Origin of the sequence: Roseomonas alba, assembly GCF_019430885.1 — a bacterium.
Classification (GTDB): domain Bacteria; phylum Pseudomonadota; class Alphaproteobacteria; order Acetobacterales; family Acetobacteraceae; genus Neoroseomonas; species Neoroseomonas alba.
The window spans coordinates 85,109-106,575 of sequence record NZ_JAHYBZ010000005.1 but is presented as its reverse complement, the minus strand read 5'-3'; the positions used below and the strand labels follow the sequence as shown (position 1 = coordinate 106,575).

Here is a 21,467-nt window from a genome sequence, read left to right as displayed (position 1 = left end):
CCGGGGGCGACGGGGCTACCCGACCTAGGAGCCTCCCCGCCCCTGTGCTAGGCCGGCGGCGTGCTGTTCCAGAGCCAGATCTTCATCCTGCTGTTCCTGCCGGTGACGCTCGCCCTCTACTACGCGGCGGCCGGCAGCCGGACCCTGCGGCAGATCGTCGTGGTGACGGCCTCGCTCATCTTCTATGCCGCCTGGGATGTGCGCTTCGTTCCGCTGCTGGTGGGGCTGACGCTGCTGAACTGGCTGATCGGCTGGCTGCATGAGGCCGACCCGAAACGCGACTGGCCGATCATCGGCGTCGTGGCGAACCTCGCCGTGCTGGGCGTGTGCAAGTTCACCAATTTCTTCGCCGGATCCTTCGCCGCGCTACTGGGGATGGAATACACGCCCTGGGACATCATCCTGCCGCTCGGCATCAGCTTCTTCGTCTTCCAGAAGATCTCCTATCTGATCGACTTGCGGCGGGGGCAGGCGCATGCCTATCCGCTGCTCGACTTCTTCATGTTCGTCACATTCTTCCCGCAGCTCATCGCCGGGCCGATCGTTCGCCACAACGAGATCATCGACCAGTTCGCGGCCGATCCGCGGCGGGCAGAGGTATGGGAGAACCTGTCGCGCGGGATGGTGCTGTTCGCCATCGGCGCGGCGAAGAAGCTCGGCATCGCGGATTATGTGTCGGAAGTCGCGGACCGGCTGTTCACCGCGGCCTCGGCGACCGGTGGATCGTCGCTCGCGGAAGGTTGGATCGCGGCCGCCGCCTTCACCTTGCAGATCTACTTCGACTTCTCCGGCTATTCCGACATGGCGATCGGGCTCGCGCTGATGTTCGGGCTACGCATGCCCTACAATTTCGACGCGCCGTATCGGGCGACGTCGATCCGTGACTTCTGGCGGCGCTGGCACATGACGCTGTCGCGCTTCCTGCGCGACTATCTCTACATCCCGATGGGCGGCAATCGCGGCGGTGGGGCCAGGCAGGCGCGCAATGCCATCGTGACCATGCTGCTCGCCGGGCTGTGGCACGGGGCGAACTGGACCTTCGTGGTGTGGGGCGGATTGCACGGCATCGCGCTGGCCATCAACGGCGCCTGGGCGCGGACCGGACTGCGCATGCCGGCGCTGCTCGGCTGGGCGCTGACGCTGCTGTTCGTCATGGCGGGCTGGGTGCTGTTCCGCGCGCCGGATTTCCCGACCGCCTGGACCGTGCTGCGCGGGATGACGGGGCTGGACGGCATCGGGCATGTGAAGGTCGATCATGCGGTCGCCTTCGCCATCGGCGCGGCCGTCGCGCTGGTCGGGCCGACCAGCCAGCAGGTCGCGCTGCTGAAGCTGCGGCCGATCCATTGGCTCGCCGTGCCAATCGGCATCGTGCTGCTGCTTCTCCTCCTGCAATCCGGCTCCAGGACGCCCAGTGAGTTCATCTACTTCCAGTTCTGACACCGGAGCGTGGAAGCGCTTCTTCACCCGTGCGGTGGCGACGGCCGCGATCGGCGTTGCGGCGACCTACGCCTTCGTCGCGCTGGTCGACCCCTGGGGCGTGCTGCCCTTTCACATCCCGGCCGAGCGCCCGCCGATCTCGACCAATGCCCGCTATGCATTTCCGGGTCTTGCCCGGTCGGACCGCTTCAATGCGGCGATCTTCGGCACCTCGACCATGCGCATGTTGCGCCCGGCGGAACTGAACCAGGCCTTCGACGCGCATTTCGCGAACCTCGCGATGAACGCCGCGACGGCCTATGAGCAGTCGCGCCTCTTCGAAGTCTTCCTGCGCGCCCATCCGCAGCCGCGCGCAATCGTCATCGGCCTCGACCATGTCTGGTGCGACCCGGCGCCCCTGCAGCGGTACACGCCGCGCGCCTTCCCCGAGGCCTTCTACGAAGCGAGCCCCTGGCCCGCCTATCGCGAGATGCTGTCCTTCTACGCGGTGCAGGAGGCCGTGCGGCAATTCGCCGTGCTGACCGGGCTGATGCGCCAGCGCTACGGCCGCGACGGCTACACCCGCTTCCTGCCGCCCGAGGACCGCTACGACGCCGCCCGCGCTGCCGCGCATCTGCCGCCGGTGCCGCAGGATGCCGATTGGACCAAGCCGACCCCGCCGGCGGATGTGACCTTCCCGCCGCTGGCCCTGCTGCACACGATGGTGTCCGCCACGCCGGAACCGACGCGCCTCGTGCTGGTCTTCATGCCGCTCTGGCTCGGCGCGCAGGGTGCGCCCGGCAGCGACAGCGTCGCGCGGGCCGAGGCCTGCAAGCGCCAGGTCGTCGCCATGGCGCGCACGCGGCCGAATACGGTGGTGCTGGACTATTGGCGTGCCAGCCCGATCACGCGGGAGCCCACCCACTACTGGGACCCGATGCACTACCGCGACGCCATCGCGGAACGCATCGAGGCCACACTCCGGCGCGCCGCCCGTGGCGCGCCGGGACCGAGCGAGGACTACGCCGACCTTACGCCGTAGGCGCCGCGTCACGCCGGGCGAGACCCGGGATCATCCGCGCCGCGACATCGTCGCGACGGATGAAGGTGTGAAACAGCGTCGCCGCGACATGCAGCGCCACCACAGCGATCAGCCCGTTGGCGAGTAGCTCATGCGCGCCCTTCAGCGTGCCGCGCAGCCCGTAGGACGTCAGCAGGTTGGGAATGGCGCCGAGGCCCGCCAGGTCGAACGGCCCGCGCCCGCTCATCGCCGTGAGCAGGCCGGTGACCGGCAGCGCCAGCATCAGCGCGTAGAGCAGCAGATGCGTCGCAGCCGCGAGCCGCACTTCCCATTCCGGCGTACCCTCGGGCGCGGTAACGCGGCGGCCGAGCAGCCGGGCGAGGATGCGCGGCAGCAGGAGCGCCAGAACGCCGAGGCCAAACAGCGCATGGCCGCCTTCGACGAGCGCCTTGGTCGGGCCGCGGCTCAGATCCTCGGCGATCTGCATGCCGCCCCAGGCGAGCAGGATGGCGAGAGCCATCGTCCAGTGCAGCACGATGCTGGGGATGGTGTAACGATTGACGGGCATGCGGTGGGATCTCCTTGCGGGGCTTCCATACGCATGTCCCTGTTACGCGACCATGTCCCTGATGCAACGCAAGACGGCGGCCCCCTTTCGGGGACCGCCGCCTGTCGGGCCGCGCTGCGCGTCAGTGGGCGGGGCGGCCGCGTTCGCCGCAGGCCCAGCCATGGCTGTGAACCAGGCCGTCGTCATGATCCTCGGTGGGCGCCGGGGTCATGCGGGGCCGCAGAGTCTGGGCCGCGCGGGGCGGTTCGGTAGCCCAGTTATGGGCATGCACCAGGCCGTCGTCGTGACGATCGTTGTTGCTCATCACTCTCATCTCCCTTGCGTATCTCAGTGCGCCGCTTCGGGCGTCTTGGCGTCATGGAACTGCGCGGTCTCGGTGGAGTGCGCCATCGCCGTGGTGGAGGACTGGCCGCCCGAGGCCGCCATCGCCACCGCGTCGAAGTAGCCGACGCCGACCTCGCGCTGGTGCCGCACCGCGGTGAAGCCCTCGGCCTCCGCCGCGAACTCGGCCTGCTGCAGTTCCGAGTAGGCACCCATGCCGCGCTCGGCATAGCCGCGGGCCAGCTTGAACATGGACAGGTTCAGGCTGTGGAAGCCGGCGAGGGTGACGAACTGGAACTTGTAGCCCATCGCGCCGATCTCGCGCTGGAACTTCGCCGCGGCCTCGACACCCATCTTCCGCTGCCAGTTGAAGGAGGGCGAGCAGTTGTAGGCGAGCATCTTGCCCGGGAATTCGCGGTGGATCGCCTCGGCGAATTCACGCGCGTCGTTCAGGTCCGGGTCCGAGGTCTCCCACCACAGCAGGTCGGCATAGGGCGCGTAGGCCAGGCTGCGCGCGATGGCGTATTGCTTGCCCACACCCGGCTTGATGCGGAAGAAGCCTTCCGGCGTGCGGTCGCCGCTGATGAAGGGGCGGTCGCGCTCATCGACATCGGCCGTCAGGAGCTGCGCGGATTCAGCATCCGTGCGGCACAGCAGGACGGTCGGCACGCCTTCCACATCGGCCGCGAGGCGCGCGGCGTTCAGCGTGCGGATGTGCTGGCTGATCGGCACCAGCACCTTACCGCCGAGATGGCCGCACTTCTTCTCGGAGGCGAGCTGGTCCTCGAAATGCACGCCGGCGGCACCGGCCTCGATCATGGCGCGCATCAGCTCATAGGCGTTGAGGGCGCCGCCGAAGCCGGCCTCGGCATCGGCGATGATCGGCGCCATGTAGTGCGTCCGGTCATCGGCCTTGCCGTCGAGCCGTTCCATCGTCGCGATCTGGTCGGCGCGGCGCAGGGAGCCGTTGATGCGGCTGATCACCTTCGGCACGGAATCCACCGGGTAGAGCGACTGGTCCGGGTACATCTGCCCGGCCGAGTTCGCATCGGCGGCCACCTGCCAGCCCGACAGGTAGATCGCCTTCAGCCCCGCCTTCACCTGCTGCAGCGCCTGCATGCCGGTCAGCGCGCCGAGCGTGTTCACGAAGGGCTCGTTGCGCAGCAGGTCCCACAGGCGGCGGGCGCCGTTCTCCGCCAGGGTGTGGCGGACGCGGAAGGAGCCGGCGATGCGGGCGACATCGGCTTCCGTGTAGTCGCGGCGGATGCCGGCGAAGCGGTTGGGATCCTGCGGCGGCAGGGAGCCGCCGGAACCATCAGGGGCGAAGCAGGGCGTGGTGGTCGGGCGCATGGAGAGTTCCTCGAAATCGGTCGGTCTTGGCCGGTGCATCCGGCGCCCGTGAATAATTCACATTGCACCGCCGAGAATCACCAGCGATCTTGGGTGCATCGCCGCAAGAACGTGCAGATTTTCACAAACTTCACAGCGATTCTGTAAAGGATGTAAATTCATGGCGCGCCCCCTGATCGGCCGTACCGTCCGCCGCCTGCGCAGCGAACGCGGGCTGACACAGCAGGTGCTGGCCACGCGGCTCGGCATCTCGGCGAGCTATCTGAACCTGATCGAGCACGACCAGCGCGCCGTCACCGCATCGCTGCTGATCAAGCTGACCGAGACGCTCGGCGTCGAACTCGCCGCGCTGTCGGGCAGTGCCGAACGTCAGCTCGAATCCGGCGTGCGCGAGGTGCTGTCCGATCCCATGCTCGGCCTCGAGGACGTGCCGGAGCAGGAGGTGACGACGCTTGCTGCCTCCGCGCCCAATGCGGCGCGCGCGATGCTCGCGCTCTATCGCGCCTGGCGCGTGGCGCGGGAGGATTCCTCCGGTCTCGCCTTGCCGACCGGCACGCGCATCCTGTTGCCGACCGAGGAAGCACGCGACTTCTTCCACGATCGCGCCAACCACTTCCCGGCGCTGGAAGCGGCCGCCGAGCAGATCGGCCGCGAGATCGGCACGCGCCCCTCCGAGATGAACCACGGCATCGCCGAACGGTTGCGTCGCGTGCACGGGCTGGCAGTGATCGTGGGGCCGATGGATGGCTCATTGCGCCGCTATGACGCCGCCTCGCGCGTGCTCCATCTTTCGGAGGCACTCCCGCGCGAATCCCGCGGCTTCCAGATGGCCTTCACCCTCATGCTGCTGGAAGCGCGCGACGCTCTCGATGCCGCGCTTGCCGGCGTAGAGCCCTCGACGCCGGAGGCATCGCAACTCATCCGCATCGGCCTGCTGAACTACGCGGCCGCCGCGCTGCTGATGCCCTACGCGCCCTATCTCGCCGCGGCACGCGAGATGCGCCACGACATCGAAGCACTGGCCGCGCGCTTCGGCGTGTCCTTCGAGCAGGCTGCACAGCGCCTGTCCACCCTGCAACGCGATGGCGCGCGGGGCGTGCCCTTCTTCTTCCTGCGCCTCGATCCGGCGGGCAATGTCGGCAAGCGCTTCTCCGCCGCGGGCTTCCCCTTCGCGCGCTTTGGCGGGTCCTGCCCGCGCTGGGTGGTGCATGAGGCCTTCGCGACGCCTGGCCGCATCCGCGTGCAGGTCGCGCGGCTGACGGATGGCGCGACCTTCCTGACCGTCGCGCAGACCGTGCAGGGCCGCGCCGCGCATTGGGGCGAGCCGCCCCCGGTGCATGTCGTCGCCATGGGGTGCGACATCGCCCGCGCGCCGGAGCTGGTCTATGCGGATGGCCTCGATCTCGACGCGGCGGCGGTCGGGATCGGCCTGTCCTGCCGGCTCTGCGACCGCTCCGATTGCCGCAGCCGCGCCTTCCCGCCGCTGGAGCATCGGCTGGCGCTCGATCCGTCGGAGGAAAGCGCGGCGCCCTATCACTTCGAGCGCCGCTAGGCGTTCGGGCCCGGCTCCTGGTGAAGGGCGAAGCCCCTCCACTCTTTCGCCCGCCACGATACACTGCCCCTGCCCCGGAGAGCCCGCCGCCCCATGCTGAAGTGGATCGAGGACCATGTCGTACGCGCCGTCCTCGGGGCGGCCCTGCTTCTGTGGCTGCTGTATGAGCTGACCGCCCTGGTCTTCGCCTATGCCGGCGATGTGCGCGTCGTGGCCGCGCTGGTCACGGTCGCCCCCGAGATTTCCGGTCCCATATCCGCCCTCCCCGTGCGCCCGGATGAGGCCGTCGCCGCTGGCCAGGCGCTGCTGACGATCGAGCCGCGCCCCTTCGCCATCGCCGTTGCTACGGCCTCGGCCGCGCGCGACGTGGCGCAGCGCCAGCATGATTTGGCCCAGGCCGCGGTCGCCGAGGCCGATGCCGCGATCTCCCAGGCCCAGGCGCGGCTCACCGATGCGCAGCAAGAGCTCACGCGCGAGCAGGCCCTCGCCCGCAGCGGCTACGCACCGGTCGAGCGCGAGCAGGATGCCCAGCGCGACCAGATCGTCGCACAGGGCGAGCTGCTGCGCGCCCAGGCCGCCGCCGCGGTGGCGCGGCGCCTGGTGGATGTCCGCAAGGCCGAACTGGACGCCGCGCAGGAGGTGCTCGACAGCGCGGCCTACAACCTGTCGCGCACGCAGATCGCGGCGCCCATGGCCGGTCGGCTGGCGCCGTTCGAGGCCCGGCCGGGCGACAATATCGCCGCGCGGCAGCCGGTTCTGGTGCTCGTGACCGATGCGGATTGGCGCCTGGTCGCCAATGTCGGCGAACGGCACCTGAAGCGGCTGCGACCCGGCCAGACCGCCTGGGTGCTGCTGGGCAGCGATCCCTGGCGGCTGCATCGCGGGCGGGTGCGCAGCGTCGCGCCGGCGGTGCTCAGCGCGCCGGTCACGGCGACCGAGGCGGTGGTGCCGATCGTCCCGCCGGAGACCGACTGGATCCGCCTGCCGCAGCATTTCCCGGTGGAGATCACCCTGCCCGACCTGCCGCCCGATGTGCGCCTGTTCCATGGCGCCACGGCGCGCGTGGTGATCTGGTTCTGACGCCGTGGGCCATTGGACCGTCCGGCATGGTCTGACTGCGGCGGTCGGGGTCGTGGCAGCGGTGCTGGTCGCGCTGCTGCTGGGGCTCGAGGATCCCTGGTGGTCGGCGATCTCGGCCTGGGTGGTGGCGGGGCCTGACCGGCACGCCATCCTGACCAAGGCGGCGCAGCGGGTCTGCGGCACGGCGCTGGGCCTGGTGGTCGGGCTTGTGCTCGCGGCGCTGTCGACCGACCAGCCGGCGCTGCTGCTGCTGGGGCTGTTCTGTGTCGGCGCGGTCGGGTCGCGGGCGCGCTATGTCGCCGGCTACCCCTATGCCTGGCTGCTCGGCGCGGTGACGGCGACGATGGTGCTGGTGCAGTCAGCCGCGACGCCGGCGGGGTTGTTCGACTTCGCGGCGAACCGCACGGCCGAGATCATCACCGGCGTGATCGTCGCCGCGCTGGTCGCGCTGTTCATTATGCCAAAGGGGCAGGGCCCGGCGGCCGCGGCCCCCGCGGTGCTGACGCGCGCCGAGCTGCGGGCGGTGACGCTGATCGGTGGGCTGGTGTTGGTCGTCGTGATGCTGGGCTGGGCGGCCTTCGACCTGCCGCAACCCATGCAGATGGCGATCTCGGCCATGGTGGTGCTGGACCGCGATCCCAGCATGCTCGAGCATCGCGGCCGGCAGCGCATCCTCGGCTGCGCGCTGGGCGGGGCTTTCGGCCTGGCCGCGATGTGGGTCACCGGCGGCAACATCGTGCTGTGGCTCGGTGCGCTGGGGATCGGGCTGTTTCTCTTCTCCACGCTGCATCTGGGCGGCGGGCCGTCGGCCTATGTCGGCACCCAAGGCGGGCTCGCGGTCATCATCACGTTGGTCTCGGGTCCGGCGCCGCCGGCCGCCCTGGGGCCGGTGGCCGGGCGGCTCGCCGGGGCCACGCTGGGCGTGCTTGCCCTCATGCTGGTGACGATGCTGGTGCTGCACATGCTTCGGCGACCGACGCAGGCCGCCACGGCATAGCCCCGCGGATCAGCCGATCTGCCAGTCCCCGGCCGGATCGGGCACTTCCGACGGCAGGGCGCCGACATCGTAGTCCCGCATCCACTGCTCCAGCGCCTGGTCCGCATCGGGTTCAGGCAGGTTAGCGAGGGCCTCGGCATAGCGCAGCGGGTCATTCGCGATCGCGGGGTCGAGACCGAGCAGGTCGATCACCTCGGCGCGCTCCTCCGCGGTGGGTTCCGGGGGCGCGCCGGCATTGGCGGCAAGGATCGCGTCGAGATCGGCGAGCGTCGGGAACGCATCTTCGGGCGGCACGTCGAAGGCCGGCGCAAGGGAGGACGCCACTTCCATCGGCGCGGAGGCGGCGGTGGGCGGCGATGCTGCCTCGGCCGCGACCGATCCCGCCGCGATCACGATGGGCGTCTGTGCCGGAACGGCCAAAGGCTCGCCTGCCGGTTCGACAGGTTCGGGCTCCGCCACGGCGACGGTCAGCACGACGGGCGTGACCTCCTGGGCGGGCGCTGCCGAAGGGCGATCGGGCGTGGTCGGCGCGATCGGTATCATGAGGGGCGCGGGGTCGCCGGGCGGCGGGGCGATGCCGGGGACGAGCACGTCCTCCGGCACCACTTTCGGCGGTTCGTCGAACCAGATCGGCGGGATATCGGTCGAATACGGCAGGAGGATCGGCACGGCACGGCACCTCGGAAAGGGGCTGCGGCCTCCTGCCGCGTCTCAGGTCCGCCAGCGGCGGTCCTTAACCATGCGTCAACATATATCCGCTGCCAGGGCAGATCTTAACCCACAATCGTGCGATCTTAACTTAAAACAACCCATGGTTGTTCAAATGGCGGCAGCCAAGGGCCTCTGGCGCATTCCGCTCGGGGGTGGCACGACAGCGTCCAAGCGGTCCGCCCCGGACCAGGTTCAGGAATGCGCCTCATGACCCGCAGCCTACGCGTCGCGGTCCAGATGGACCCGATCGAATCCATCAACATCGACGCTGATTCCACCTTCGCCCTGATGCTGGAAGCCCAGGCGCGTGGCCATGCGCTGTGGCACTACCATGTGCGCGACCTGGCGTTGCGCGGCGGCCGCGTCACCGCCTGGGCGAAGCCGGTCGAGGTCCGCCGCGAGAAGGGCCACCACTTCACCTTCGGGGCCGAGGTGGAACTCGATCTCGGCAAGGACACGGATGTGGTGTTGATGCGGCAGGATCCGCCCTTCGACATGGCCTACATCACGGCCACCCACATCCTGGAGCATATCCACCCGAAGACCCTGGTGGTGAACGACCCCGCCGAGGTGCGCAACGCGCCCGAGAAGTTGTTCGTCACCCACTTCCCCGACCTGATGCCGATTACGATGGTCACCGCCGATCGCCGCCGCATCGCGGCGTTCCGCGAGGAACACGGCGAGATCATCATCAAGCCGCTGTTCGGCAATGGCGGCGCGGGCGTCTTCCATCTGCGCGCCGACGACCCGAATATGAACTCGCTGATCGAGATGTTCACCGAACGGTCCCGCGAGCCCCTGGTGGTGCAGAAATACGTCCCCGCCGTGCGCCTGGGCGACAAGCGCATCATCCTCGTGGACGGTGTCGCCATGGGCGCGATCAACCGCGTCCCTGCCGCCGGCGAGGCTCGGTCGAACATGCATGTCGGCGGCCGCCCGGAGCCGACCACGCTCACCGATCGCGAGAAGGAAATCTGCGAGGCCATCGGGCCCGAGCTGAAGAAGCGCGGCATGATCTTCGTCGGCATCGACGTGATCGGCGGGTTCCTCACCGAGATCAACGTGACCTCGCCGACCGGGCTTCAGGAGATCGCGCGCTTCGACGGCGTGCATCTTGAAAAGGCGATCTGGGACGCGATCGAAGCGAAGCGGTAAGCGGACCCGGAGGAGGCACGTGCCCCCCTTCGTCTTCGCCAGGGTTGCATCCCCACCCGGCACCCGTTGACGGCTTTCAAAGGCCTCGGTCCTTCGGTGGGATGCGGTACGGAGAGGGGCGACGCCCCTCTCCGCATGCGCGTCACCGCGCCGCGCGTCGCGCGGAGGTCGCGGCGGCGTCCGGTTCCCCGCTCGCGGTCAGGACGACGCCGTAGTCGGACAGCGCCTGGTCGGGGTCGATGAGGCCGTAGCGCACGTCGCGCGCGACCTGTGCGGGGTCGCGTGAGAACGGATCGCCGTAGCCACCGCCGCCGGGCATTTCGACGACCAGCCGCTCGCCGGCCGGGATGACCTGCAGACCCTTCACCTTCAGCGCCGCGCCGGATTCGAGCGAGAGCCGCCCGAGCCCGCCCGGCGCACCGCCGGACCGGCCGCGGGCCGGGTACTCGCCGCGTTCGAAGCGCGCCTGGATGCCGAAGGCTGCGGCGTCGCGATTGGCGATTTCCATGCGCTGGCCGAGGCCGCCGCGCTGGCGGCCCGGACCCCCGGACCCCTTGCGGTATTCCTTGCGCCAGATCACCAGCGGCGTGATCGCCTCGGTGATCTCCACCGGCACGTTGCGTACGCCCGAGGGGAAGGGCGTCGCGGACAACCCGTCCTGCTTCGGCCGCGCGCCCGCGCCACCCGAATGGAAGGTGGTGACGGTGAAGGCGCGGGTCGCGCTGCCCTCCCCGCCGGTCAGGCCATGGCCCGCCAGCAGGGTCAGGTTCCACAGGCTGGACGTGCCTTCGGCCGGCACGGTGTCGGGCATCGCCTGGTCAAGGCAGCCATAGACCACGTCCGGCAGCATGTGGCCGATGACCGAACGGGCATAGACCGCGGCCGGATGCGGGGCGTTGACGATGGTGTTCTCCGGCGCCGTGACGACCACGGCATCCAGCGTGCCGGTGTTGTTCGGAATCCACGGCGCGAGCGCCGCCTTCACGCCGAAGGAGGTATAGGCCTCCGTGTAGCAGATCGGGCAGTTGATGGCGTAGCGCGACAGGCCAGTGGTGCCGGTATAGTCCACCGCCACATGGTCGCCCGCGATGGTCAGCGTCGCAACGAGGGTGACCGGCGCCTCGAAGCCGTCGATCGTCATGCTGGCCGACCAGGACCCCTGCGGCAGCTTCGCGATGACGTCGGCCATGGCGCGGCGGCTGCGGCCGATGATCTCCTCGCCGAGATAGTCGAGATCGGGCAGGTGGAATTCCCGCATCATCTCGACCAGGCGCTTGCCGCCGGTCTCGTTGCAGGCGACCAGCGCGTAGATATCGCCGACCACCTGCACCGGCTCGCGCACATTGGCGCGGACCATGCCGAGCAGGTCCTCATTCATCATGCCCTGGCGCGCCAGGTACATCATCGGGATGTAGAGACCCTCGTGATAAATCTGCCGGCCTTCCGCGCTGACGCCGAGGCCGCCGATATCGACCACATGCGTGGTGCTGGCGAAGAGGGCGACCGCCTTGCCGTCGAGGAAGATCGGCGTGACGACGGTCAGGTCGAACAGGTGCCCCGTGCCCTTCCATGGGTCGTTCGTCATCAGGATGTCGCCATCCTTCAGCGTGTCGGCCGGGAAGGCATCGAGGAAATGCACCACCGAGCGCGCCATCGAATTGATGTGCCCGGGCGTGCCGGTGACGGCCTGCGCCAGCATCCGGCCCTTCATGTCGAAGACGCCGGCGGAGATGTCGCCGGCCTCGCGCGCCGCGGTGGAGAAGGCGGTGCGCACCAGGGTCTGGGCCTGTTCCTCGACCACCGAGAGCAGGCGGTTCCAGAGGATCTGGATCTCGATCTCGCCGAGCGTGTTGCTCATCGGGCGATCCTTTCGATCAGCAGGTGGCCGGCCGCGTTGGGGCCGGCGCGGAAGCCTTCGGGGACGAGGGTGGAGGTCTCGGCCTCGACGATCACCGCCGGGCCGGCGATGCGGGCGCCGGGCTTGAGGCTGGCGCGGTCATAGATGCTGGCCTCGACGAAGTCGCCGATGCCGGGATCGACGATGCGGCGCGTGCCGGCGGGCGCGGGGGCTGCGGCGGGGGGCGGGTCGGGGATGCGCGCGGGCAGCGGCTTGGCCTCGGCGAGCGAGAGTGTCCAGGTCAGGATCTCGATCTCGAGCTTCGGGATGATGCGGCCATAGAGCGCGTCGTAGGTGGCCTCGAAGGCCGCCTTGAAGGCCTCGGCGCTGGCGGCGGTGTAGGGGCCATCGGGCAGCGTGACCGCGACCTCGTGACCTTGGCCGCGATAACGCATAAAGCCGGTGCGGACCTCCTGCAGCGTCGCGTCGGGCGCGCCGAGGCGTACCACGGCTTCGGCCTCGGTTCGCATGGCGTCGTAGAGGCTGTTAACCAGCGGTGCGTCGAAGACGGCAAGGCTGATCAGGCGCGTGCGCACGACCTCATAGCCGATCGGCGCGCCGAGGAAGCCATGGGCGGACCCCACGCCGGCGCCCACCGGCACCAGCACGCGGTCCATGCCGAGCTTCTGCGCCATGCGCGCGGCATGCAGCGGCGCGGCGCCGCCGAAGGCGATCATGGTGCGGCCGCCGGTCTCCTTGCCGTTCTCGACGGCATGGACCCGGGCGGCGGAAGCCATGGTCTCGGTGACGATCTCGGTAATGCCGAGCGCGGCCTTCTCCGGCGTCATGCCGAGCGGCGTCGCGACGACATCGGTGCAGGCGGTGACCGCGGCTTCCGGCGTCAGCTTGATGTAACCGCCGGCAAACAGCGCCGGGTCGATCCAGGACATCGTCAGGTCGGCGTCGGTCACGGTCGGCATCGTCCCGCCACGGCCATAGCAGGCCGGGCCGGGCATGGATCCCGCGCTGTCCGGCCCCACCGTGATGCGGCCGAGACCGTCCACGCGCGCGATGGACCCGCCGCCGGCACCGATCTCGACCATGTCGATGACCGGGATGCGCACGGGGATGCCGCTGCCCTTCACGAAGCGGGCGGCGCGGGCGATCTCGAAATGCCGGGCCTGCTGCGGCTTCATGTCGTCGATCAGCGTGATCTTCGCCGTGGTGCCGCCCATGTCGAAGGCGAGCGCCCGGTCGATGCCGTTCTCGGCGGCGAGGATCTGCGCAAGGATCGCACCGCCTGCCGGGCCGGATTCCACCAGGCGGATGGGGAAGCGGCGCGCCGTCTCAACGGTCGTGATGCCGCCCGAGGACATGATGAGCAGCAGCGGGCAGGTGGACCCCAGCGCCTTCAGGCCATCCTCCAGCCGCCGCAGATAGCTCTCCATCAGCGGCAGGACATAGGCGTTGGCGACGGTGGTCGAGGTGCGCTCGTACTCGCGGATCTCGGGGCAGACCTCGGAGGAGATCGCGATGACCTCCCTGGGCAGCGCGCGGGAGAGGATCTCGCGCGCACGTTCCTCATGCGCGCCGTTCTGGTAGGCGTGGAGGAAGCAGATGGCCAGCGCCTCGATGCCTTCCGCCTTCACCTGCGCAGCAATCGATTCCAGCGCGGCCTCATCCATCGGCAGCAGCACTTCGCCATCGGAGGCGACGCGCTCCGGCACCTCGAAGCGCCAGGGGCGGGAGACCAGCGGCTCGGGCCGCTCCATGTAGAGGTCGTATTGCTCGAAGCGGTGCTCGTAGGCGATTTCGAGGGAATCGCGGAAGCCCTCGGTGGTCACCAACGCGGTCTTCGCACCCTTGCGCTCGATCAGCGCATTGGTGGCGAGTGTGGTGCCGTGGATCACCAGGGCCAGGTCCGATGCGGCGATGCCGGCCTGGGCCAGGATCGTCGCGGTGCCTTCCAGCACCGCGCGTTCCGGCGCGTCGGGCGTGGTCAGGACCTTGGTGGAGAACGACCTGTCAGGCAAGGCGAGCACGAGGTCGGTGAATGTGCCGCCGATATCGACGGCCAGGCGCGCAGTCTTGGTCATGGATTCCTGTTTCAGTCGGCGCGGATGTTGGCGGCCTGGACAACAGCCCGCCAGGTTTCGAGTTCGGTCCGCACGAAGGCCGCGAAGGCGGCGGGCGGCATGGGCGCCGCGTCGAAGCCGATGCGGTTCAGCACGGTGACGATCTCGGGCCGGGCGAGCACCTTCGCGATCTCCTCGGCCAGCTTCGCGCGGATGGGATCCGGCGTGCCGGGCGGGGCGATGATGCCGTACCAGTTGGAGATGTCGAAATCGGGCACCTGGCTGCCGACCGACGGCGTGTCGGGCGAGGTCGCCCAGCGCGCGGCGGAGCTGACGGCGAGCAGCCGGAGCTGGCCCTGCTGCACCATCGGCCAGGCCGAGGCGTCGGAGAAGAAGATGTCGACATTGCCGGCGACGAGGTCGGTCAGCGCCGGCCCCGTGCCGCGATAGGGCACATGCACCATGCGCGTGCCGAGGCGGAGATTCATCAACTCGCCGGCGAGATGCGTGCCAGTGCCCACGCCGCCGGAGGCGAAGCGGATCGCGTCCGGCTCGCGCTTCACCAGGGCGACGAATTCCGCGAGGTTCTGCGCCGCGATGCCGTTGCGGCAGACCAGCAGCAGCGGGCTGCGCGTGACCATCGACACGAAGCCGAGCGCGAGCGGGTCATAGGGTGTCGGCCGCACGACCGGTCCGGCCGTCATGTTGCCCGGGCTGACCATGGACAGCGCATAGCCATCGGGTGGCGACTTCGCGACGGCATCCACCCCGATCGCCCCGCCGGCGCCGGCGCGGTTCTCGACCACCACGGGCTGGCCGAGCAGGGCGCCGAGCGGTTCGGCCAGGATGCGCGCCACCGCATCGACTCCACCGCCCGGCGCGAAGGGCACGACGAGCCGGATGGGTCGGGTGGGGAAGGCCTGCGCATGCGCGGCACGGGCTGTGGCCAGCACCAGACCGGCGCCCAGCAGGCCGCGACGGGTCGCGTAAAGGCTCATCGAGTCGGGTCTCCTCTGCGATGGGCCGTGACGAAGGCTGTCCCGATGCGCCCGTCCGATCGTTCACTGCCGGCGGCGCGTCGGGGCGGAGCCTAGACTGGCATCGGCGGTGGGGGAATGGGGTCCGGCGCAGGAAGTTGCGAAGGAATCGCATCTGTGCCTTGGCCCTTTCCTCCGCGGCCGTCCCGCGCGACGATTGGCGGGAAACGTCCGCTCCCCATTGTCTCCCAGCAGCCGCGAGGTGCCCGCCATGTCCCTGACCAACCAGCCCGATCCCGAGGAGCGCAAGCGCGTCGTCGCGCAGGATCTGGCGAACGTCATGCACCCGATCGTGCAGCACCGCGCGCTCGAGAAGTCGCAGATGGTCGTCACCGGCGCGCAGGGTTCGACCATCGTGGATGCGGATGGCACCACCTACCTCGACGCCATGGCGGGGCTGTGGTGCGTGAACATCGGCTATGGCCGCACCGAGCTCGCCGAGATTGCGGCCGAGCAGATGCAGCAGATGTCCTACTACCCGCATACGGCGATGAACCTGCCGGCGGCGCGGCTCGGCGAGCAGATTGGCGCCTTGATGGGCGGCGGCTACCACACCTATTTCGTGAATTCCGGCACCGAGGCGAACGAGGCGGGCTTCAAGGTTGCGCGCCAATACGCGAAGCAGGAATTCCCCAAGGATTTCCGCTTCAAGTCGATCTCGCGCCAATACGCCTATCACGGCACGTCGCTCGCGACGCTCGCCGCGGGCGGGATGGGCGAGCGCAAGACGAAGTTCGAACCCTATGACGGGTCCTTCATCCATGTGCCGGCGCCGACCTGCTACCGCTGCCCGCTCGGCCTCGAATCCGGCAGTTGCGGCATGGCCTGCGCGAAGCTGATCGAGACGACGATCCTCGCCGAAGGGCCGCAGACTATCGCCGAGATCGTGGTCGAGCCGATCATGTCCGCGGTCGGCGTCGCGGTGCCGCCCGACGAGTACCTGCCCTATGTCGAGAGCCTGTGCCGCAAATACGACGTGCTGCTGCATGTCGATGAGGTGATCAACGGCTTCGGCCGCACCGGCAAGATGTTCGCCCACCAGCATTACGGCATCAGCCCGGACATCATGGCGATCGCCAAGGGCATCGTGTCCGCGTACCTGCCCATCGCCGCGACCGTGGTGAAGGACAGGGTGTTCGAGAGCTTCCTCGGCGAGGTCGCGGAAGCGCGCCAGGTGATGCAGGTGAACACCTATGGCGGGCATCCGGTGGCGGCCGCCGTCGCGGTGCGCAACATCGAGATCATGCTGGAGGAGAGGCTGCCGGAGCGCGCCGCGACCATGGGTGCCTACCTGATGGACGGCTTCAAGGACCGGCTGTTCCGCCACGGCATCACCGGCGACGTCCGCGGCAAGGGGCTGCTGATCGGGATCGAGCTGGTGACAGACCGGGAGAGCAAGGTGCAGCTCGACGGCGCGCTGGTGCAGGGTGTGGTGGATTTCTGCAAGGCCAACGGCGTAATCGTCGGGCGGTCGGGCGGCGGGGTGCGGCATTCCAACACCATCGTGCTGTCGCCGCCGTTGGTGATCACCAGGTCGGAATGCGACACGCTGATCGAGGTGCTGGACAAGGCGCTGGAAGCGACCGTCGCGAAGATGAAGGGCGGTTGAGGCGAGCGGCGAGGCGTTTTCCTTTCCCAGACCGCGGTCCGTCACGGGATGCCTTTGGACCAACGGTCTTTGTGAGGACGGACGCGGTTCGGTGCGGATGGCGATCGGAGGGGCTCCGCCCCTCCGAAGCACCCCGCCAGGGGCTAGGAGCCCCTGGACCGCAATTTTTTCGGTATTCGGACATGGCAGGCGTGCCTTCCCGGCCAAGCGCGTCTCCGGCGTAGGAGCGCGCTTCGGCACCATTCTGTCCGTCGCGCACAGTGCCAAGCGGAGGCCTGCAAAGGCCCTCCGGCCTTTGCCGAGGTGGCTTGGATCGGCAACGCCCCTCCGACAGCGATGGTGACCGTCAGCACCTGCCCACCGCATAGGCAATCCCTTGCGGAAAGCGTGCATCAACCCGCACCACCCTCTCGCCATGCTACGCCGTGCGACTAGAATGCGCGTCGTCTTACATGGGGATCCTGGCGACATGCCTTCTTCGGTAATTGTTCTGGGTGCAGGCATGGTCGGGGTCTCGGTGGCGCTGCATCTGCGCCGGCGCGGCCATGACGTGCTGCTGGTGGACCGGCAGGAACCCGGCCTCGGCGCATCCTTCGGCAATGGCGGGCTGATCCAGCGGGAGGCGGTGCACCCGCACCCCTTCCCGCGCGACATGGCGGAGATCCTGCGCATCGCGCGCAACAAGTCGATCGACGCCTATTACCATTGGGGCGCGCTGCCGGGGCTGGCGACGCCGCTGTTGCGCTACTGGTGGAATTCCGAGCCGAAGCGCTATGCGGCCATCGCCGAGGCTTATGCGAAGCTGATCGAGACCTGCCTCGACGAGCACTACGCCATCGCGCGCGGCACGGACGCGATGCCGCTGCTGCGGCCGATCGGCTGGATCCGGATGTTCTCTGACGAGGCGAGCTTCAACACGGCATTGGCGCAGGCCGAGGAAGGCAAGCGCCTGCATGGCGTGAACTTCGCGACGATGGACGGTGCGGCGCTCGCAGCGGCGGAGCCGTCACTGCTGAAGACGCGCTATGGCGCCATCCATTGGACCGATCCGGTGTCGGTCAGTGACCCGCATGGGCTGGTGATGTCCTATGCGCGGCGCTTCGAGGAAGCCGGCGGGCGCTTCGTGATCGGCGACGCGGCCTCCCTGACGCGCTCGGGCAAGGGCTGGCAGGTGCAGACTAGCGACGGGCCGGCCGAGGCCGAGCAGGTCGTCGTCGCGCTTGGCGCCTTCGCGAACAAGGTGACGAAGCCGCTGGGATACGATCCGCCGACCTTCGGCAAGCGCGGCTACCACAAGCATTTCGCGCTGCAGGGCAATGCGGTGCTGAACCGGCCGATCCTTGACACCGAGAGCGCCTTCCTGCTGGCGCCGATGCGTGCCGGCGTGCGGCTGACCACGGGCGCGGAATTCGCCGGCATCGACGAGGCGCCGACGCCGGTGCAGCTCGCCCGCGCCGAACCCGTCGCGCGCACCCTGCTGCCGCTGGGCGATGCGGTGGAGCGCGAGCCCTGGATGGGCGTGCGGCCCTGCACGCCGGACATGCTGCCGATCATCGGGAAGCTGCCGAAGCAGGAGGGCATCTGGTGTGCCTTCGGCCATGCGCATCAGGGCTTCACGCTGGGACCGACCACGGGGCGCTTGCTCGCCGAGATGATGGATGGCGAGACGCCCTTCATCGATCCGACGCCCTACCGCGCCGACCGGTTCTGAGATGCGCATCGCCGTCCTGCAATTCGCGCACGAGACCGTCACCTTCCTGCCCTTCGACACGACGGAGGACGACTTCCGCTATCCCGGCTCGCCGGCATCCGGGGAGGCGCTGCTGGCGACCGACCCGAAGGGGTATATGGGCGGCTTCGTGCAGGTGGCGCGCGAATTCGACGGCGTCGAGTTGGTCGGGATCGAATCCCCGCTCTGGCCGAAGACCGGGACGGGGTCCGGCTGGATCACCAACGAGGCCTTCGAGCGTTTCGTCGGGCGCCAGATCGAGGAACTGAAGGCGCAGGGGCCGTTCGACGGCGTCTATCTGGCCCTGCACGGGGCGATGGGCGTGCGCGGTGTGCCGCGGCCGGAAGCGGAGATCGCGAAGCGCGTACGGGCCGTTGTGGGTCCGCGGGTGCCCATCGCCGGGACCTTCGACCCGCATGGCAATGAGGATGAGGCATTCCTCCGCCATGCCGACTTCGCCTTCGCGGTGAAGTACTTCCCGCATTACGACATGCATCTGCAGGGGCAGCGGGCGGCGCGCATGCTGGTGCGCGCCATCCGTGGCGACTATCGCCCTACGCGCGTGACGCGCAAGCTGCCGATCCTGACGCCGACCGTCCTGCAATGGACCGGCGCCCCGCCCTGGTCCGACCTGATCCAGCGCGCGCTGGTGTGGGAGGCGCGGGAGCCGGACCTCTTCGTGAACGTCTATTTCGGCTTCCCCTGGAGCGACGTGCCGGATGCCGGCATGACCTTCCAGGTGATCGCCAACGACAAGCTGGAGCTGGCCGAGCGCGTCGCCGAGGACATGGCCCGCTGGGCCTGGCGCCGCCGCGCCGAACTGGTGGCGAGTGCCACGGTGCACCGGATCGGCGCCGGTGTGACGCTGGCGAAGCAGGCCGTGGCCGAGGGCCGTTCGCCGGTGGTGCTGGCCGATCACAGCGACCGGTCCGGCTACGCCACCTGGCTGCTGCGGGAGATCATGGCCCAGGGTCTGTCGCGCACGCTGATCGCGACCATCGCGGCACCCGAGGCGATCGCCGCGCTGGCCGGCGCCAAGCCGGGCGATGCCGTGGAAGTCGAGATCGGCGGCCGCGTCGATCCCTCGGCCGGCGAGGCCGTGCGCATCGCCGGCGAGGTGCTGCTGATCGCGGATGCCACCACAGCGCGCGCCAAGGGCAAGGGCCAGGACTGGATCGCCATCCGCTTCGGGGATGGCAATGTCGTCGTGCTCAGCCCTTTCCTCGTGCAGATCATCGAGCCGCAGGAGCTGTGGGGCCTCGGCCTGTCACCGGCCGACTACGATGTCATCGCCATCAAGTCGCGCGTGCATTTCCGCCGCGGCTTCGACGACAGCGGCTTCGCGCCGACCATCCTGCTGGTGGAGCCGGACGAGCCCTTCCTCGGCACCGTCCGGCTCGAAGCGCTGCCCTACGAGCACCTGCGCATCACCGACTACTACCCCTATGGCGGGCCGAAGGATTAGCGGTTCTTCCAGGCCGGCTTGCGCTTCTCGGCGAAGGCCTTGGGGCCTTCGATGTAGTCCTCGCTCTCCAGGTTGCGCTGCTGGGCGGGGTAGATGGTGGTGATCGCCTCACGCAGGATTGGCTTGTCCATGCCGGCATAGACGGCCTGCTTCGACGCGCGCACGGCGAGCGGTGAGCATTCGAGGATCAGCGCCGCCCAGCGCTTCGCCGCCTCCAGCACCTGGCCCTGGGGCACGACCTCGTTGACGAAGCCCAGTTCCTTGCCTTCGGCCGCGCCGACGCGACGGCCGGTCAGGATCATGCCGAGCGCCTGCTTCTGCCCGATCATGCGCGGCAGGCGATGCACGCCGCCGGCGCCGGCGATCAGGCCGACACGCGGCTCCGGCAGGGCGAAGACGGCGTTGTCGGACGCGACGACGATATCGCAGGCGAGCGCGATCTCGAACCCGCCACCCATCGCGACACCGTTCACCGCGGCGATGACCGGCTTGTCGAGGTCGAAGCGCAGCGTCAGCCCGGCAAATCCGGTCTTCGCCGAGGGCCCGCGCTTGCCCGCCGCCTGGATCTTGAGGTCATTGCCCGCCGAAAAGGCGCGGTCCCCGGCCCCGGTCACGATGGCGACCCAGAGTTCGGGGTTGGCCGCGAAGTCGTCCCAGACCTGTTCCAGTTCGTGGTGCGCCTCGCTGTGCAGGGCGTTCATCACCTCGGGCCGGTTCAGCGTGACGATGCGCAGGCGGCCTTCATCCTGCACGGTGCAGTATTTCATGGTGTCTCTCCCTAATCCGCGGTCCAGCCGCCATCGACGACGATCGACGATCCTGTCATTAGCGCCGAGGCATCCCCGGCAAGGAAGACGATCGCGCCCATCAGATCCTCGACCTGGCCGAGCCGGCCCAGCTTGATCTTCGCCAACACGCTGGCCTTGAAGGCGGCATCCTCGAAAAAGGGGCGGGTCAGCGGCGTCTCAATGAAGGTCGGGCAAATGGTGTTGACCCGGATGCCATGCGCGGCAAGGTCCACTGCCATCGCCTTGGTCATCCCCTCCATGCCCCATTTGGACGCGCAGTAGATGGTGCGGTTGGCCCCGCCGACATGGCCCATCTGGGAGGAGATGTTGATGATCGAGCCCGGCCTGCCGGCCGCGATCAGCCCCTTCGTCACCACCTGGGCGACGAAGAAGGCCGAGCGCAGATTGAGGTTCATCACCGCATCGTAGTCGTCATGGGTGACGTCCATGAAGGGCTTGGGGCGGTTGGTGCCGGCATTGTTCACCAGCACGTCAAAGGCTTCGGCCCCGGCGATGGCGCGCTCGGTCGTCGCGACGTCCGTCAGGTCCACCACCAGCGCATCCGCGACACCGCCGGCGTCGCGGATCGCATCGGCGGCGGCCTCCACCTCCGTCGCGGTGCGCGCGGCGAGCGTCACCGACGCGCCTGCCTCGGCCAGCGCGGCGGCGGCGGCCAGGCCGATGCCGCGCCCCGCGCCCGTCACCAGGGCGCGACGGCCATCAAGGCGAAAGCTGGGTGTCTTCGGAAGACGCATG

18 protein-coding genes are annotated in these 21,467 nt (G+C 69.1%); 9 read left to right on the top strand and 9 right to left on the bottom strand.

Translation table 11 applies throughout. From position 1 onward, the window contains the following. The first annotated feature begins 60 nt into the window (after positions 1-60). Together KPL78_RS15095 and KPL78_RS15090 are read left to right on the top strand one after the other, a co-directional pair. The gene (locus KPL78_RS15095; protein WP_219763811.1) at positions 61-1,437 is read left to right on the top strand and encodes an MBOAT family O-acyltransferase; all 1,377 of its coding nucleotides are present in this window, start codon (positions 61-63) and stop codon (positions 1,435-1,437) included. Further along, the gene (locus KPL78_RS15090) at positions 1,412-2,458 is read left to right on the top strand and encodes a hypothetical protein (protein ID WP_219763810.1); all 1,047 of its coding nucleotides are present in this window, start codon (positions 1,412-1,414) and stop codon (positions 2,456-2,458) included. The genes KPL78_RS15095 and KPL78_RS15090 overlap by 26 nt, the downstream gene beginning before the upstream one ends. Here KPL78_RS15090 and KPL78_RS15085 read toward each other — a convergent pair. From KPL78_RS15085 to aceA, 3 genes are all read right to left on the bottom strand, one after another. After that, a complete protein-coding gene (locus tag KPL78_RS15085) occupies positions 2,448-3,005 on the bottom strand; it encodes a cytochrome b (RefSeq protein ID WP_219763809.1) in 558 nt (185 codons plus the stop codon). The two genes, KPL78_RS15090 and KPL78_RS15085, sit on opposite strands and share 11 nt — an antisense overlap. 121 nt (positions 3,006-3,126) lie before the next feature. Further along, complete coding sequence (locus KPL78_RS15080) at positions 3,127-3,309, bottom strand: hypothetical protein (RefSeq protein WP_219763808.1); 183 nt, start codon at positions 3,307-3,309, stop codon at positions 3,127-3,129. A gap of 23 nt (positions 3,310-3,332) precedes the next feature. Next, complete coding sequence (gene aceA, locus KPL78_RS15075) at positions 3,333-4,676, bottom strand: isocitrate lyase (RefSeq protein ID WP_219763807.1); 1,344 nt, start codon at positions 4,674-4,676, stop codon at positions 3,333-3,335. A gap of 160 nt (positions 4,677-4,836) precedes the next feature. Between aceA and KPL78_RS15070 the strand changes: the two genes are divergently transcribed. From KPL78_RS15070 to KPL78_RS15060, 3 genes are all read left to right on the top strand, one after another. Next, on the top strand, positions 4,837-6,228 hold the full coding sequence (locus KPL78_RS15070) for a helix-turn-helix domain-containing protein (protein WP_219763806.1): 1,392 nt from the start codon (positions 4,837-4,839) through the stop codon (positions 6,226-6,228). Positions 6,229-6,321: 93 nt separating this feature from the next. Next, positions 6,322-7,308, top strand: a complete 987-nt coding sequence (locus tag KPL78_RS15065; protein WP_219763805.1) for an HlyD family secretion protein — start codon at positions 6,322-6,324, stop codon at positions 7,306-7,308. 4 nt (positions 7,309-7,312) lie between these two features. Beyond that, entirely contained in the window at positions 7,313-8,305 is a 993-nt protein-coding gene (locus tag KPL78_RS15060; RefSeq protein WP_219763804.1) for an FUSC family protein, read from the top strand. Between the two features lie 9 nt (positions 8,306-8,314). Here KPL78_RS15060 and KPL78_RS15055 read toward each other — a convergent pair whose 3' ends face one another. Then, positions 8,315-8,974, bottom strand: coding sequence for a hypothetical protein (locus KPL78_RS15055; protein ID WP_219763803.1), 660 nt, complete (start codon positions 8,972-8,974; stop codon positions 8,315-8,317). 249 nt (positions 8,975-9,223) lie between these two features. On the opposite strand from KPL78_RS15055, the gene gshB reads away from it, so the two are divergent. Further along, positions 9,224-10,171 carry a glutathione synthase gene (gene gshB, locus KPL78_RS15050; protein WP_219763802.1) on the top strand — a complete coding sequence of 316 codons (948 nt, stop codon included), beginning with the start codon at positions 9,224-9,226 and terminating at the stop codon, positions 10,169-10,171. A gap of 142 nt (positions 10,172-10,313) precedes the next feature. Here gshB and KPL78_RS15045 read toward each other — a convergent pair whose 3' ends face one another. Genes KPL78_RS15045 through KPL78_RS15035 form a run of 3 tightly spaced genes read right to left on the bottom strand, consistent with a single transcriptional unit; the run spans position 10,314 to position 15,081 of the window. Then, entirely contained in the window at positions 10,314-12,029 is a 1,716-nt protein-coding gene (locus tag KPL78_RS15045) for a hydantoinase B/oxoprolinase family protein (protein ID WP_219763801.1), read from the bottom strand. Further along, positions 12,026-14,104, bottom strand: a complete 2,079-nt coding sequence (locus KPL78_RS15040; protein WP_219763800.1) for a hydantoinase/oxoprolinase family protein — start codon at positions 14,102-14,104, stop codon at positions 12,026-12,028. Before KPL78_RS15040 ends, KPL78_RS15045 begins: the two co-directional genes overlap by 4 nt. A gap of 11 nt (positions 14,105-14,115) precedes the next feature. Next, on the bottom strand, positions 14,116-15,081 hold the full coding sequence (locus KPL78_RS15035; protein ID WP_219763799.1) for a Bug family tripartite tricarboxylate transporter substrate binding protein: 966 nt from the start codon (positions 15,079-15,081) through the stop codon (positions 14,116-14,118). A gap of 250 nt (positions 15,082-15,331) precedes the next feature. On the opposite strand from KPL78_RS15035, the gene KPL78_RS15030 reads away from it, so the two are divergent. The 3 genes from KPL78_RS15030 (at position 15,332) to KPL78_RS15020 (ending at position 19,923) form a co-directional block, all read left to right on the top strand. Continuing rightward, positions 15,332-16,729, top strand: a complete 1,398-nt coding sequence (locus tag KPL78_RS15030) for an aminotransferase (protein ID WP_219763798.1) — start codon at positions 15,332-15,334, stop codon at positions 16,727-16,729. Between the two features lie 469 nt (positions 16,730-17,198). Further along, positions 17,199-18,440, top strand: a complete 1,242-nt coding sequence (locus KPL78_RS15025; protein WP_219763797.1) for an NAD(P)/FAD-dependent oxidoreductase — start codon at positions 17,199-17,201, stop codon at positions 18,438-18,440. Position 18,441: 1 nt separating this feature from the next. Next, complete coding sequence (locus tag KPL78_RS15020; protein ID WP_219763796.1) at positions 18,442-19,923, top strand: M81 family metallopeptidase; 1,482 nt, start codon at positions 18,442-18,444, stop codon at positions 19,921-19,923. Here the strand turns inward: KPL78_RS15020 and KPL78_RS15015 are convergent. Together KPL78_RS15015 and KPL78_RS15010 are read right to left on the bottom strand one after the other, a co-directional pair. Further along, positions 19,920-20,690, bottom strand: a complete 771-nt coding sequence (locus tag KPL78_RS15015) for an enoyl-CoA hydratase-related protein (RefSeq protein WP_219763795.1) — start codon at positions 20,688-20,690, stop codon at positions 19,920-19,922. The genes KPL78_RS15020 and KPL78_RS15015 overlap by 4 nt on opposite strands. Positions 20,691-20,701: 11 nt before the next feature. After that, complete coding sequence (locus tag KPL78_RS15010; protein WP_255569033.1) at positions 20,702-21,466, bottom strand: SDR family NAD(P)-dependent oxidoreductase; 765 nt, start codon at positions 21,464-21,466, stop codon at positions 20,702-20,704. Between the last annotated feature and the right edge of the window lies 1 nt (position 21,467).

What these genes read in the sequence shown, in the direction of transcription:
- KPL78_RS15085 (WP_219763809.1), bottom strand. Translation starts at nt 3,005, where the DNA reads ATGCCCGTCAATCGTTACACCATCCCCAGCATCGTGCTGCACTGGACG.
- KPL78_RS15080 (WP_219763808.1), bottom strand. Translation starts at nt 3,309, where the DNA reads ATGAGCAACAACGATCGTCACGACGACGGCCTGGTGCATGCCCATAAC.
- aceA (WP_219763807.1), bottom strand. Translation starts at nt 4,676, where the DNA reads ATGCGCCCGACCACCACGCCCTGCTTCGCCCCTGATGGTTCCGGCGGC.
- KPL78_RS15070 (WP_219763806.1), top strand. Translation starts at nt 4,837, where the DNA reads ATGGCGCGCCCCCTGATCGGCCGTACCGTCCGCCGCCTGCGCAGCGAA.
- KPL78_RS15065 (WP_219763805.1), top strand. Translation starts at nt 6,322, where the DNA reads ATGCTGAAGTGGATCGAGGACCATGTCGTACGCGCCGTCCTCGGGGCG.
- gshB (WP_219763802.1), top strand. Translation starts at nt 9,224, where the DNA reads ATGACCCGCAGCCTACGCGTCGCGGTCCAGATGGACCCGATCGAATCC.
- KPL78_RS15045 (WP_219763801.1), bottom strand. Translation starts at nt 12,029, where the DNA reads ATGAGCAACACGCTCGGCGAGATCGAGATCCAGATCCTCTGGAACCGC.
- KPL78_RS15040 (WP_219763800.1), bottom strand. Translation starts at nt 14,104, where the DNA reads ATGACCAAGACTGCGCGCCTGGCCGTCGATATCGGCGGCACATTCACC.
- KPL78_RS15035 (WP_219763799.1), bottom strand. Translation starts at nt 15,081, where the DNA reads ATGAGCCTTTACGCGACCCGTCGCGGCCTGCTGGGCGCCGGTCTGGTG.
- KPL78_RS15030 (WP_219763798.1), top strand. Translation starts at nt 15,332, where the DNA reads ATGTCCCTGACCAACCAGCCCGATCCCGAGGAGCGCAAGCGCGTCGTC.
- KPL78_RS15025 (WP_219763797.1), top strand. Translation starts at nt 17,199, where the DNA reads ATGCCTTCTTCGGTAATTGTTCTGGGTGCAGGCATGGTCGGGGTCTCG.
- KPL78_RS15020 (WP_219763796.1), top strand. Translation starts at nt 18,442, where the DNA reads ATGCGCATCGCCGTCCTGCAATTCGCGCACGAGACCGTCACCTTCCTG.
- KPL78_RS15015 (WP_219763795.1), bottom strand. Translation starts at nt 20,690, where the DNA reads ATGAAATACTGCACCGTGCAGGATGAAGGCCGCCTGCGCATCGTCACG.
- KPL78_RS15010 (WP_255569033.1), bottom strand. Translation starts at nt 21,466, where the DNA reads ATGCGTCTTCCGAAGACACCCAGCTTTCGCCTTGATGGCCGTCGCGCC.